The sequence below is a fragment of the Pedobacter sp. GW821-FHT01D05 genome, from assembly GCF_059422505.1.
The window spans coordinates 1-13107 of the sequence record NZ_JBWKXA010000005.1 but is presented as its reverse complement, the minus strand read 5'-3'; the positions used below and the strand labels follow the sequence as shown (position 1 = coordinate 13107).

General features: G+C 40.4%; 10 protein-coding genes and 4 tRNA genes. 8 read left to right on the top strand and 6 right to left on the bottom strand.

The genetic code is table 11. From position 1 onward, the window contains the following. Positions 1 to 23 precede the first annotated feature (23 nt). Genes AC07VK_RS17505 through AC07VK_RS17485 form a run of 5 tightly spaced genes read left to right on the top strand, consistent with a single transcriptional unit; the run spans position 24 to position 8579 of the window. The gene (locus AC07VK_RS17505; protein ID WP_492962069.1) at positions 24 to 3599 is read left to right on the top strand and encodes a SusC/RagA family TonB-linked outer membrane protein; all 3576 of its coding nucleotides are present in this window, start codon (positions 24 to 26) and stop codon (positions 3597 to 3599) included. A 12-nt stretch (positions 3600 to 3611) separates the two neighbouring features. Then, positions 3612 to 5009 carry a RagB/SusD family nutrient uptake outer membrane protein gene (locus AC07VK_RS17500; RefSeq protein ID WP_492962067.1) on the top strand — a complete coding sequence of 466 codons (1398 nt, stop codon included), beginning with the start codon at positions 3612 to 3614 and terminating at the stop codon, positions 5007 to 5009. A 48-nt stretch (positions 5010 to 5057) separates the two neighbouring features. Beyond that, entirely contained in the window at positions 5058 to 7046 is a 1989-nt protein-coding gene (locus AC07VK_RS17495; RefSeq protein ID WP_492962065.1) for a TlpA family protein disulfide reductase, read from the top strand. Between the two features lie 7 nt (positions 7047 to 7053). Continuing rightward, positions 7054 to 8130 carry an alpha/beta hydrolase family protein gene (locus tag AC07VK_RS17490; protein WP_492962063.1) on the top strand — a complete coding sequence of 359 codons (1077 nt, stop codon included), beginning with the start codon at positions 7054 to 7056 and terminating at the stop codon, positions 8128 to 8130. Then, positions 8130 to 8579 carry a protein-disulfide reductase DsbD N-terminal domain-containing protein gene (locus AC07VK_RS17485; RefSeq protein ID WP_492955229.1) on the top strand — a complete coding sequence of 150 codons (450 nt, stop codon included), beginning with the start codon at positions 8130 to 8132 and terminating at the stop codon, positions 8577 to 8579. Before AC07VK_RS17490 ends, AC07VK_RS17485 begins: the two co-directional genes overlap by 1 nt. A gap of 206 nt (positions 8580 to 8785) precedes the next feature. Here the strand turns inward: AC07VK_RS17485 and AC07VK_RS17480 are convergent, their stop codons facing one another. Beyond that, positions 8786 to 9277 carry a protease gene (locus AC07VK_RS17480; RefSeq protein WP_492962061.1) on the bottom strand — a complete coding sequence of 164 codons (492 nt, stop codon included), beginning with the start codon at positions 9275 to 9277 and terminating at the stop codon, positions 8786 to 8788. Positions 9278 to 9653: 376 nt separating this feature from the next. Here AC07VK_RS17480 and AC07VK_RS17475 point away from each other — a divergent pair, with 376 nt between their 5' ends. Next, entirely contained in the window at positions 9654 to 10337 is a 684-nt protein-coding gene (locus tag AC07VK_RS17475) for a lipid-binding SYLF domain-containing protein (RefSeq protein WP_492955231.1), read from the top strand. A 22-nt stretch (positions 10338 to 10359) separates the two neighbouring features. Next, positions 10360 to 10746, top strand: a complete 387-nt coding sequence (locus AC07VK_RS17470) for a hypothetical protein (protein ID WP_492962059.1) — start codon at positions 10360 to 10362, stop codon at positions 10744 to 10746. Between the two features lie 309 nt (positions 10747 to 11055). Here AC07VK_RS17470 and AC07VK_RS17465 read toward each other — a convergent pair. Both AC07VK_RS17465 and AC07VK_RS17460 read right to left on the bottom strand, forming a co-directional pair. Then, a tRNA-Leu gene (locus AC07VK_RS17465) sits at positions 11056 to 11139 on the bottom strand. Positions 11140 to 11209: 70 nt separating this feature from the next. Next, a tRNA-Gly gene (locus AC07VK_RS17460) sits at positions 11210 to 11282 on the bottom strand. Positions 11283 to 11584: 302 nt separating this feature from the next. Between AC07VK_RS17460 and AC07VK_RS17455 the strand changes: the two genes are divergently transcribed. Continuing rightward, entirely contained in the window at positions 11585 to 12304 is a 720-nt protein-coding gene (locus AC07VK_RS17455) for a M15 family metallopeptidase (protein ID WP_492962057.1), read from the top strand. Between the two features lie 127 nt (positions 12305 to 12431). Here AC07VK_RS17455 and AC07VK_RS17450 read toward each other — a convergent pair. The 3 genes from AC07VK_RS17450 to AC07VK_RS17440 form a co-directional block, all read right to left on the bottom strand. Further along, positions 12432 to 12518 (bottom strand) — tRNA-OTHER (locus AC07VK_RS17450). A 133-nt stretch (positions 12519 to 12651) separates the two neighbouring features. After that, positions 12652 to 12921: a GIY-YIG nuclease family protein gene (locus AC07VK_RS17445; RefSeq protein ID WP_492963767.1), complete on the bottom strand. Its 270-nt coding sequence runs from the start codon at positions 12919 to 12921 to the stop codon at positions 12652 to 12654. 80 nt (positions 12922 to 13001) lie between these two features. Next, positions 13002 to 13088: transfer RNA gene (locus AC07VK_RS17440), tRNA-OTHER, on the bottom strand. Positions 13089 to 13107: the final 19 nt, after the last annotated feature.

Genomic DNA, 13107 nt, shown 5'->3' with positions numbered 1-13107 from the left:
CCAAACAACCAACCAAACAAAAAATGAAAACAAAACTACTTAAACCAATCACCGCTGTGATTGTTTTTCTAATGGTGCTTTTTGTAGTCACGGATTCCTCCGCGCAGCAAAAAACATTAACACTTGAAAAGGCCCTAAATGAAATTTCTGTCCGATTTAAGACTAAGTTTGCCTATAAGCACAACATTATTCAGGGCAAAACCACGACCTCAGAAAGCCTGAATGCGAAATCTGTCGATGAGGCGCTCAAGAGAGCTTTATACCCTAACGGTCTTTTGTTTTTATATGTGAGTGAGGGCAATTACACTATTATAGCGCAAGAGGATAGGATGTTTCAGAATGATCTCTCCGCTACTCCATTAAAAAACGATAACGGAGAGGTTTATTATAGTGGAAAAGTTACTGATCAGGATGGAGAAGGGATGCCAGGAGTGACCATAAAGTCAAATGGTTCCAATCGCGCTGTCATTACCGACCGTCAGGGAAGTTTTTCCATTTTTCTTCCTAATACAGCAACAGCAATAAGCTTTTACTATTTAGGCTACGAATCTGTTACTAAAGATCTGGATGGAAAGGTGACAAACTTATCGATAAGAATGAGGCCTGCTGTAGGTGAACAACTTCAGGATGTAAATGTGGTGTCAAACGGCTATCAGATGTTGCCCAGGGAGCGTTCTACTGCTGCAGCTGCTGTAATTAAGGCTGCTGATTTACAGAAAATCAAGACGCCTAATCTTATACAGCGATTGGAAAACCAGGTTGCGGGATTAAAAGTTGATTTGAATTCTGATAATATGTTTACCTATGGGAATACACAAATTGGAATTAACAGCGGTACGCGCAGTGTGGGTAGATCAGATTATAGTATGTCCATTCGTGGGGCCAGCACGCTACGTGGAGAAACCTTTCCATTGGTGGTGGTAGATGGTGCGATCAGCGAATTGGATCTATCTACGATTAATCCTAATGACGTTGAAAACATCACGGTGTTAAAAGACGCCGCCGCTGCTTCTATCTGGGGTACGCGGGCTGCGAATGGCGTAATTGTAATTACCACGAAAAAGGGCGGCCCAAATCAGGCACCCAGGGTGAGTTTCTCGGTTTCAGCTACCGTGTCCAATAAACCCAATCTTGATTATTTGAAGATCATGAATTCAAGTCAGGCAATCTCTTTTGAACAGGATCTTGTCGCTAAAAATCTGATCACCCCACCAAATTCAGCCAGCCCGTTCGGACAGCCCGTAGCTAATGTAACCGACCTGATTTTCAAGCTCAGGGCCGGAACAATAACCCAGTCTGCCTATGATGCCGCTCTTAGCCGATATAGCTCGATAGATAGCCGGGATCAGATATCTCAATACTTGATAAGACCCTCAAACAACCAGCAGTATGATTTATCGGTAAGCGGCGGCGGAAAAAGCAGCGACTATTATTATTCCGCCTCTTATAGCAAAGAAAATCCTCAAACAGTAGGTGTGGATGGACAGCGTTTAACGATAACTTTGAACAACAATTTCAAAATTTTCAAAGTGGCCACCTTATCAACGAATGTAAGAGGTTCCTTCTTTAAATTCAATAATAATGGTCAATCGCTCAATACCTTATTTGGTCCCTCATCATCGACTTTTATGCCTTATGATAGGTTGTTGGATGATCAGGGAAATCGAATAAGTTTCGGTAGGCAATACTACTCGGGATGGACCAATTCGCTGCAGAGCCGGGGGTATCGCAACTGGCTTTACAATCCTTTGGATGAGATCGATAATGCAGACAATACCCAACAGGATAACAATTATACGATCAACCTCAACCTGAACGTACCGGTCTTTAAAGGTTTATCAGCGAATGTTTTCTATGGTAACGAAAGAAGCTTTAGTCAAACCCGGAGTTATTTTAATGAAAGATCCTATTATTACCGGAACTTTATCAATACTTATACACCGCTACCTTCAAACGGTAATGCCCAAAATTCTATTGGTTTACCGTTAGGCAGTGGGATTTTGAGTAATATAAACACCTCCGGCAACAATTACAGTCTTCGTGGCCAGCTCAATTTTGATCAGGTTTTTGCTGGTTTACATCAATTAACTGCAATTGCAGGATCAGAGATTCGCCAGACCAAGATAGGTCAAGGGTCCAATACGCTGTATGGTTATAATACCGGTACCGGACTCTCCAGACCTGTGGATTTTTTTACACCATATCAAACGATACAAGGCTTTGCCAGTAGTTTGGCCGCTGCGCCAACTCAACAGGATAAAACACGAAGATATTTATCGTACTATGCCAATGCTGCCTATACCTATGCCGGTAAGTATACCCTTTCCGGAAGTGCGCGCTATGATGACTACAACAATTTTGGTGTCGATCGCAAGTTCAGGGCAACACCGCTATGGTCAACAGGATTTAAATGGGATGTAAAAAAAGAACAATTTCTAGCCAAAGCCGGATTTGTAAGTTCCCTAAGCATAAGGGCAACCTATGGCGTGAATGGTAATATATCAACCAATATCTATCCCTTCACCTATATCGGGTTAGGTAGTGCAGATTTGACCACAGGTCAGCCTTATGCGTTTTTGGTCGCACCTGCTAATCCGGAATTAAGATGGGAAAAAACATACGTGGCCAATCTGGGTATCGATCTTGGTCTCTTCAACGGCCGCTTATTTGCAACTGCAGATATTTACTCGAAACGAGGAAAGGATTTATTTTATGAGTTTCCGATCAACGGAACATACGGTGTTACCACACTTAATCGAAACTCAACCAATTTATCCGGAAATGGCATGGATTTGAGTATCAGGGGTACTATTGTTCGCAAGAGGGACTTTGAATGGAACAGTGGAATCAATTTTGCCTATAACACCAATAAAATCACCGATGCAAGATTTGGAATCACCTCATCATTCTATTCTAATCCGGCATTTGGCGCCAATCTAAATGATTATCCAACGGATAAGATATTTGTATACAAAAATGCTGGACTAGATCAAAATGGGCTTACTCAGGTGTACAATGAAAATGGTGCGAAAATAGCAGCAAACCAGAATATTACATCGATAAATGCATTGCAATACGCGGGAAGAAGAACTGCACCCTATTTTGGAAACTTTAATACATCTGTTAAATTTAAGGATATCACACTAATGGCGGTTGCCTCTTACCAATTCGGTAGTGTGTTTCTTAGACCAACGATCAGTTCCTACCCTTCGGCAAGAACAGGTGTAAGGTATGATTTGCATGAGGATGTGGCAAAACGTTGGGTAAAGGCCGGAGATGAGGCATTCACCAACGTACCCAGTCCAGTAGGCAATTTCGCTGCCCAGAGTTTATTGCGTTATCAACAATCAGATATCAATGTATTAAAGGGCGATTATGTACGACTTCGCGAACTATCGGCGTCATATCAGTTGCCGATTGAAAAAATAACCTCTTTTGTCAGAACAGCAAATTTCACATTTGCTGTGAGAAATTTAGGGCTTTTATGGAGAGCAAACAAAGAGGGCATCGACCCGGATTTTATTGCTGGTCTTAGTTCTACAACTTTGGGCCTTCCATCTGCAGTTTCTTATAATTTTTCTTTAAATGTTAACTTTTAATCCTTGGCAATCATGAAACTAAAAAATATAATTATAGGCTTTTCGCTCATTGCGACGACAATAACTGGCTGTAAAAAGTATGTAGACATTAAAACGCAGGGAAATCTTGTACCTAATCAAACGATCAATTACCGCTACTTGCTTAACAATACTGCTGCATTTGAGAATATACAGAATCTATCCGACTTTGCTTCATCTGATATTGATATCAATGATGGCGCACAACAGACGGCATTAACAGGATCACAATTTTATTCTTATCTAACAGGAAGTTATAACTGGAGACCCGTTATTTTTCCATTTGGATCTGCTTACGAGCAAGACCAGAGCTGGAATGCGCTTTACGCTATAATACTAAACTGCAATACCATAATCAATGAGCTTCCGGCCAGTGATGGGACTCAAGAGGAGAAAAAGGCATTGGAAGCAGAAGCTTTGGTCCATCGGGCAGATGCATACCTAAACTTAATTAACACCTATGCCAAACCGTATGTGAGGTCGTCTGCAGGTTCTGATCTTGGCGTGCCGCTGATTTTGGTGCAAACGGTCAGTCAATCTTTAAAGAGGGCCAGCATTGAAACGGTGTACAATCAAATCATTAACGATTTTTTGCAGGCGCTACCAGCTTTACCGGCTACACAAGCCTATAACACGCTACCAACTAAAGCATCTGCTTACGGAGAATTGGCCAGGGCATACTTAATGATGGCAGATTACCCAAATGCTTTAAAATACGCAGAAGAGGCATTGAAAATTAAGAATACCTTAATCGATTTATCGGCTATAACTACCGTTAACACCTCAAACTATCCAAGAAGAATTGCAAATCCAGAAATCATGCTATCAAAACTTCCCATTGGAGGATCATTGACATTTGCACCTTCAGTATTAAAATTGAGCGACGAATACCTAACGGTATTGGGTACCAAAGATCAGCGTTATACACTTTTTACCGTTCCCGCAGCAACAGTTTCCGCTACCTATACAGGAAGGTTTTTTTATAAGGAAAGCGTAACCGGTGAGACCAGAAACGAGGGCGTTTCAGTACCTGAGATGTTGCTTATCCGTGCTGAATGTTTTGCGCGTACGGGGAATATTTCTGAGGCGATGAATTCGTTGAACACCTTAAGGATCAAAAGATTCAAGCCTGCCGATTATGTGCCTGCTATAGCCAATAGCAATACTGATGCCCTGGTAAAAGTGATTGATGAGCGTAGACGAGAGTTTTTTGGAACCATGCTGAGGTGGTGGGATATGAGGAGGCTGAACAATGAAACAACTTTCCAAAAAACGTATACCAGAAACTTTGGAGGTGTGATTTATACATTGGCACCAAACAGTAACCAATATACATTTCCAATCGCAGAATATCTTCGTAACCTCAATCCAGAACTCGAGCCAAATCCCTAACCCACGTATACCACAACACGGATAACATCCAGAATTAATCAATAAAAAATGATACACAAAACCCTAACCTTTTTACTCTTTATTGCCCTCTCTATCAATGGATTTTGTCAGCGCACCAATAATTTCAGGTCGCTGCCTGAAAAGCCCTATAACGGAAAAGCCCTGACTGTTTTCTATAATCCATCAGGCACACCGCTACAGAACAAGGAATCTATTAACGCGGTGGTATATAAATATACCGATTATAGGTGGGAAGCGGCCGACGTGAAATTTGTCAAGGCTGGAAAGGAATGGAAATCAGATTTACAGGTTCCGATCAATACGGGAATACTTGCCTTTAAATTCGTTTCAGGAGATTCCATCGACAACAACAAGAATCTTGGCTATTTTATTATGCTCAATGATAAGGATAGACCAGGAAAAATGGCCCCTGGAGGATATATTGGATGGGGATTTGCAAGATCACCGAACTATGGTAAAAATATTCCCGGATACATCAACTTTAAAGGCATCAGTGATACTGCAACATATCATTGGCTAAACCAGGAGATTTTGAATAACCAAAAATCGAAATCATTATTGGCCAGGGATTATGCTATAGCCCTTTCTTCTTACATGGGAGAGCATGCTGCTCCTAAATTGGTTTTAGCCACTAAGTACCTTGCCCGTACGGACGCTAATGAGTCTGAACTGCTCGATGCAAGATATATCAGTGCTAACCTTATTCGGGATAAAAATCTAACAGATTCTATCAATATGGTAATCAGCCAAAAATTTCCAAATGGGAGTATAGCACGGCTTGCAGCATTCAAAAAATTGTCCTCGATCAGAGATATTGACTCATTGTTGGTCGCTTCCGAAGATTTTCTTTCAAAATTCCCTGAAGCAAATACAAACGCAAAGTTTAATTTGGAAAATAGAATCAATTATGGTGTTATATATCAGAACCTGATGGTTTTTGGAAGGTTGAAGAAAAGGCCAACTGATTACGTGAGTAAGTATATCGATTCCTTGCCATATAATATGCTTACCTCAGTTTATTATAAGCTAATAGGCATTCCTTATCACAGAAAAGAAGGGGATCTGAAAAAAATTGCTGAAGACTCTGATCTTTTTGTAAAAAGATTCGAATACTTCAAAGCCAACCGGCCGGCATCGATGGCCTATCTTTCTCCTTCAGAGTGGAAAAGTGAATACCAGAAAACGTTTGTTGCCATGGTCTCTTCAGATCACATTGGGCTCTTGAATTATCAGAAAAGATACCAGCAGGCACTTCAATATGCAAAAGAGGCACAGGCCATTTTAGACTACAACAATGCAGAGATAAATAACCAACAGGCATTAAGTTTAAAGATGTTAGGTCTGAACAAGGATCTGCAGGTGCTTTTGAAAAAAAGTATGTTCAAGAATCAGAGTTCTACAGAAATGATTGCGATGATCAGAGAGGCGTTCGTAAAAGAACGTGGTTCAGAGAAAGGTTTTCAGGAATATTTGGAAAGCTTGAAAAACCCGGCCGACAAAGAAAAGGAACAAAAAGATATCATGGAAAGCATGATCAAGAAAGAAATGCCAACCTGGAGTATGAAAGACCTTAATGGCAAGACTGTTAATTCGAACGATCTCAAAGGGAAAACCGTAATCCTCGACTTTTGGGCCACATGGTGTGTTCCTTGCAAAGCTTCCTTTCCGGGAATGAAACTAGCTGTAGAGAAATACAAAAATGATCCGGATGTTGTATTTTATTTTGTAGATACAGAAGAGAGAGGTGATACTTACAAGACAGAAAATGCGAAGTACATCAAAGACAATAATTATCCCTTCAACGTGCTATTTGATAATCGATTGGACGGCATGAAGACCAATTCGGAAGTGTTTAATAAGATTTGTAAAGCATTTACCATCTCTGGTATACCCCAAAAGCTGATCATAGACAAAAATGGGTACGTGCGGTTCATTTCCATAGGTTTCAGGGGGAGTGCTACAGGTTTGGCTGATGAGATGACGGCGTTGATTGAAATGACTAAAAAAGCAGAATAACAAGAAAATGAATAAGATCAGATTGCTCATTGCCGCATTGGCAGTATTTACGCAAACATCCTTTGCACAGAATTTTATAGATCAGGAAATCACATTCAAATCACCGGATGATAGCATTTCCTATGCAGGTACCTTGTCAATCCCTGGGGGAAATAAAAAAAGTCCGGCCGTCGTTATCGTTTCCGGAACGGGAAGACAGGATCGTGATGGCCTGATGGCGGGGCACAAGATCTTTAAAGAAATCGCCGATAGCCTGGCGAATCATGGATACGCTGTTCTCCGGTTGGATGACAGAGGTGTAGGTAAAACGACAGGAGTATATGAACATGCAACTACTGCCGATTTCGCAACTGACGCTTTATTGGCCGTAAAATATTTAAAATCCGTACCTCAGGTAGACGCCGGTAAAATTGGTCTCATCGGCCACAGTGAAGGTGGAGCGATCATATCGATCGCTGCTTCCAAAAGTAAGGATATTAAATTTTTGATCAGCCTCTCAGGCTTGGCAATGAATGGGTACGATGCCCTGATTTCGCAAAATGAGAGTATAGTCAACAATTCCACTTTGCCCGATTATGATAAGGCCAGATCCAACGACATCAATGAACGTATGTTTAAAACGGCATTGAAATATGCAGATTCGGCTAATATGGAGGCAAAATTGAATGAAACCTACAACACATGGAAAGTAAAAGATGATGACTACTTCAAGACCCTGAATATTAAATTCGATCATTTCCGCTTTCCGGTCTACAGCTTCGTAAATTATGCGATAGGACCTTGGTACAGGTATTTTATCAAGTACAATGCAGCTAAAACGATGGCGAATATTAAAGTCCCTGTGTTAGCGATAAACGGGGATAAGGATAACTATGTGGTTCCCGAGGCAAATCTTCAAAACTGGAAGAACTATATTGCGGCAGGCGGCAATAAAAAGGTAGAAACACATTTATTGAAAAATGTCAATCATTTGTTGTTACCGTGCATCACCTGTAATCAAGCCGAGATCCCAAATATCAAAAGCGGTGTTTCGCCCGAAGCTTTTCACATCATCTTTTCATGGCTAAAAAAAACAATTAAATAATGAAGAAATCTATTGTAATAACAGCGCTGTTTTCTTTACTGTTCATCAGCGCCCAAAGTCAGATATTAAAACCAATAAAGTGGTCTTATGCAGCAAAAAAAACAGGTGCCAACACGGCAACAATTTTTATTAAAGCAACAATCGACCAAGGATGGCATTTATATTCCCAGTTTGTAAAAGATGGAGGACCAGTGAAAACCACATTTAGTTTTAAGCCTTCAAAGGAATACTCCCTTGTGGGCAAGACGCTGGAGCCAAAACCTATAACAAAATATGAGGATACCTTCAAAATGGATGTAAAATATTTTGAGCACAGTGTGATCTTCCAACAAAAAATTAAAACTAACGGAAAAACAGCGGTGGTGAAAGGAACTGTCGAATCGATGGTATGCAATGACAAGCAGTGTCTGCCCCCTGAAGAAGTTAGTTTCAGTGTCGCGGTCAAATAAATTGAGCACTTCAACAAGATAATTCAAAACCCGTAATATTCTCAAGCAGTTCGCAGCTATTTAACTAGGAGGATGAATACCATTTATAAAGAGCGATTATGGATTTATCATTAGATAAATCCATAATAATATAAGTTAGTTGATGATAAATTAAGGGGAGGAGCTGGATGGCCTTCCCCTTTTTTTTGTCTCTGGAATTACTAAGTTTAGTTCGTGTACCTGAAGGTAACGGTGTTGGTACTTTTTATTCCGCTCATGCCGCTGGCGTTATAAGAAACGGTATATTTTTTTTGGGCTTCCAGCTGATAGGCTTTTAAAAGGTCGATTTCTGATGAAAGTATGTCTTTTGGTTTAACAACAAGGTAGCTGTCTGCGGGAGGGGGCATGATCCTTTTTGCCATAGGGCCTTTATAGAAAACCTCATTTCCATTCTCATCTTTTATATCAAGGTATTTGCTCATCAGGGGTTCAAAGGGAGTGTGCCATTTGCAAAAGGATTTTTCTGTTGGCTGATCATTGTGGACGGCAAATTTTAAGGTGACTTTTTCTCCTGTCTTTATAACATCCTTTATGCTAAGAACCACGTAAAGTGAATCGCCTTGGTTCTTTGAGGGCCGGTTGGAGGATGGATGCTGCACTTTTTGGCTGCAGCCAAAAAGTACGATCAATACTGCGGGGATAATAAATTTAAGTTTCATCGTGTATGATATGTTTGAACATAAACGATAGGCGCTACTTAAATGCTACAGATGATTTTTAACTCGAAGATCTTCAATGAGATTAAATGTTTTTCCTCCTAATATTGGATATTGCAACTGCCCCATGTTTACCGATCAGGCAAAAGAAACTGTGGCCCTTGATTTAGAAATTGATCAGTGGCTTTATTTTGGGAAAGCAAAATTTTTAATCCATTATATCCTGAAATTTTTAAGGTATCAAGGGTGAATTCTCACAGAAAGGTAATTTACCTGAAGACCGGTCGGGAAAAGAAATAAAAGGTATAATATTGCATTTCCGGACCGTTATTAAGAGCAGATCTGCTCGAATAATGCCGGTTATTTTTTCGATATATATATGAACACAATTAATTTGATCAAGATGAATCTCGCTGTGCTCTGCTGCGTAGCATTACTATTTCCTACTGCGGCCGCGGCGCAGAATAAGGAGCAAAAAAGAATAAAAGCTTCAACCCAGGTGCTTTCGGGTTTCGGGAAAATGAAAGAATCCATTCCCTCCAGACTGCTTGAGCTTACAGAAGGTATTGTTATTGTACCAAAACTGATCAATGCAGGTTTTGTTATTGGAGGGAAGCGCGGCAGGGGCATTGCAATGGTGAAAAGGGCAGACGGCTCCTGGAGCAATCCTGTTTTTGTAACCATTACCGGCGGAAGTGTTGGCCTTCAGGCAGGTGTACAGTCGACTGAACTTGTGCTTGTTTTTACCCATGCCAATAGTCTTACTGCGATCAAGAAAAGCAGTTTTACCCTTGGTGGTGATCTTTCTATTGCGGCAGGTCCCCTGGGACGTAGTTCTGCAGTGAATACAGATTACAAACTCGATGCCGAGGTGTATTCCTATTCCCGTAGCAAGGGGCTTTTTGCAGGGCTCTCTGTAAACGGCGCATCGCTGGAGATTGATGCGGCTGCAAATGCTGCGGTATATGGTAAAGACATGGACGTAGCCGAGATATTTGCTTCCGGTGGGGATCCTGATGATGAAATAGGAGAACTTAAAGCTGTGCTTACCAAAATGAAATAATTGAATTATTATGCTTAAGATCATGAAGAAAATCATTTTAGTTTTACTACTGGCAATCCCTGGTTTTTCAGGTTATGCACAAACCTATCAGGCCATCACAAGTAAGAATAAAACTTATCTGGAAACACTGAAAGGGGTGAGTTATACTTATAAGCAAGGGGTTGTTACCTTGAAGAATAACGGAAAGTATGATCTGGGTACGGTGAGTATAACCGTTTCATCCAAGGTAGACAGTACTTTGTTCGGGATTGCCCTGTTTGAGGAGGGGCTTGAGAAACGGACTACTGTTAAGGCTGATGTTTATTTTACTGCAGGCCTGGGCAGTAGTGTTCACGAGGTTTCCCTAAAAGATATTGACCAGAAGAATCTGGTGCTGTCTTTTGATAAGGCGACCAGGGCTATGAAATAATTGCTGTATGGGGGATCGTGTAGTATTACCCCAATACAAAATTTCCGATTTTCTCAGAACCTAGGATACACTGTAAAATGACCGTAAACAGCAAAACCTTTCATTTTTGAAAAGTTTTGTTGTCGATTTTTTTGAGTTTACTCGGGGCGGGAATCGAACCCGCAGGCCTTTGAAAGCATCCCGACTTATGTCGGGACGTGTCTACCAGTTCCACTATCAACCATTCGCTTTTCGGTCTATAAAGAAAAATGCCTATAAATAACAAAACCTTTCATTTCTGAAAGGTTTCGTTATCGATTTTTTTGAGTGTACTCGGGGCGGGAATCGAACCCGCACGCCTTTGAAAGCACAGGATTTTAAGTCCTGCGTGTCTACCAGTTCCACCACCCGAGCATTAGCCTGTTCCGAAATCCTTCGGTAGGTTAACTTTAAAATAAATGCCTTCTGGTAGGAAGGCATTTAGAGCGAAAGACGAGATTCGAACTCGCGACCCCGACCTTGGCAAGGTCGTGCTCTACCAACTGAGCTACTTTCGCAAATTAATACATGGTGTTGTATTCCTTTGGGGTTGCAAATATAGGAATTAAAGTTTTTAATGCAAAAAAATAAAATAAATTTTTTGAATGAAATTCTTAGTGCTTAAAAATCAGCGGAATAAATTTCTGAAAATTAGGGTTTATAAGTTTTTTTTTCTGTTTTGGAGCTTAACCTAAGCCGTAGGGGATGTAGAACTTTTCAGGTCTATGTTTGTTACCTAATAGATTATCTATTCTGATAACATTTGTAATCGTTGCTTATGCCAAAATAAAAAGGTTTATCAACTATAATTGATCACTATATGGATAAATTAAGCCAAACCAGAATTCAGTTATTACACCCTGATTTAAGGGCTTTAGCAACAGATACTTTTTCTAAAGCCGAATTAAAGTTGACGGGTAGGGCAAAAGCCAGAATAACGACTACATTGCGCTCGTTTGAGGAACAAGACGTTTTATATAAATTGGGCCGGACTGTGGTTAACCCTGATGGCAAATCGAAAAGTAAGCCGATGGGAAATGTTGTGACTAATGCAAAGGCAGGTCAATCGATACATAATTATGGTTTAGCGATCGATTTTGCCCTGGTTATAGATGGTGAGGAAACTTCGTGGAATATGGTTAAAGATTTCGATGAAGATGATATTGCCGATTGGACAGAAGTAGTTACCGTTTTTAAAGCCAATGGCTGGGAGTGGGGCGGCGATTGGAAGAGTTTTAAAGATCCACCACATTTTCAGTTCGATTTTGGTTATACCTGGCAGCAGTTGCAGGCCAAATGGAATATTGGCGATCAAAAAGATGGTTATGTCAATTTAAAAAGAGCTGCGCTAAACGTAGCCAACCTCTACAGAACAACAGCGGCTTTAAACCTCAGAACAGGACCATCAATTACTTCGAGAAAGAAAAAAGTTATTTTAAAAGGCGATTATCTGAGCGAAATTTCGAGAGAAGGCGAATGGAGTAATGTGGTTTTTGAAGGTATTAAAGGATATGTTAATAACAGATACCTGGTTAAATGATCAAAACGTAGAACATTAAAATAAATTAAACCGCAGATCAGTATTCTGGAGATTTAAATAATTGATTTTTTCTGTTGTAAACAAAAAAACCTTTCATTTCTGAAAGGTTTTCGTTCGATTTTTTTTGTGTACTCGGGGCGGGAATCGAACCCGCAGGCCTTTGAAAGCATCCCGACTTAGGTCGGGACGTGTCCACCAGTTCCACTATCAAGTATTCGGCTTTCGATCTATAAAGAAAAATGATTATAAACAAAAAAACCTTTCATTTCTGAAAGGTTTTTGTTCGATTTTTTTTGAGTGTACTCGGGGCGGGAATCGAACCCGCAGGCCTTTGAAAGCATCCCGACTTATGTCGGGACGTGTCCATCAGTTCCATTATCAACCAGTAGCCTTTCGATATATTTACTGCTCTTTTTCGATTTGATTTCAAGCTCTCTCTGTACAGCTTCTGCTCGACTAGGAAAATATTCTTGGTAAACAATAGTCCACGGACCTTTACCTCTAGTTGCAGTTACCTGGCCTTTATTATGCCGAAGAAGTCTTTTGTTAATATCTTCGGTATGCCCAATATAAAATTTTCCGATTTTCTCAGAACGTAGAATATAAACTGTAAACAAAAGAAGTCAACTTAAAAGAAAAATGATTATAAACAAAAAAACCTTTCATTTCTGAAAGGTTTTTTTGTCGATTTTTTTTGTGTACTCGGGGCGGGAATCGAACCCGCACGCCTTTGAAAGCATCCCGACTTAGGTCGGGACGTGTCCACCAGTTCCACTATCAAGTATTCGGCTTTCGATCTATAA

Coding starts and splice junctions, on each gene's coding strand:
- AC07VK_RS17480 (WP_492962061.1), bottom strand. CDS start 9,277: ATGAAACTTAAATTTATTATCCCCGCAGTATTGATCGTACTTTTTGGC.
- AC07VK_RS17490 (WP_492962063.1), top strand. CDS start 7,054: ATGAATAAGATCAGATTGCTCATTGCCGCATTGGCAGTATTTACGCAA.
- AC07VK_RS17470 (WP_492962059.1), top strand. CDS start 10,360: ATGAAGAAAATCATTTTAGTTTTACTACTGGCAATCCCTGGTTTTTCA.
- AC07VK_RS17505 (WP_492962069.1), top strand. CDS start 24: ATGAAAACAAAACTACTTAAACCAATCACCGCTGTGATTGTTTTTCTA.
- AC07VK_RS17495 (WP_492962065.1), top strand. CDS start 5,058: ATGATACACAAAACCCTAACCTTTTTACTCTTTATTGCCCTCTCTATC.
- AC07VK_RS17485 (WP_492955229.1), top strand. CDS start 8,130: ATGAAGAAATCTATTGTAATAACAGCGCTGTTTTCTTTACTGTTCATC.
- AC07VK_RS17500 (WP_492962067.1), top strand. CDS start 3,612: ATGAAACTAAAAAATATAATTATAGGCTTTTCGCTCATTGCGACGACA.
- AC07VK_RS17455 (WP_492962057.1), top strand. CDS start 11,585: ATGGATAAATTAAGCCAAACCAGAATTCAGTTATTACACCCTGATTTA.
- AC07VK_RS17475 (WP_492955231.1), top strand. CDS start 9,654: ATGAACACAATTAATTTGATCAAGATGAATCTCGCTGTGCTCTGCTGC.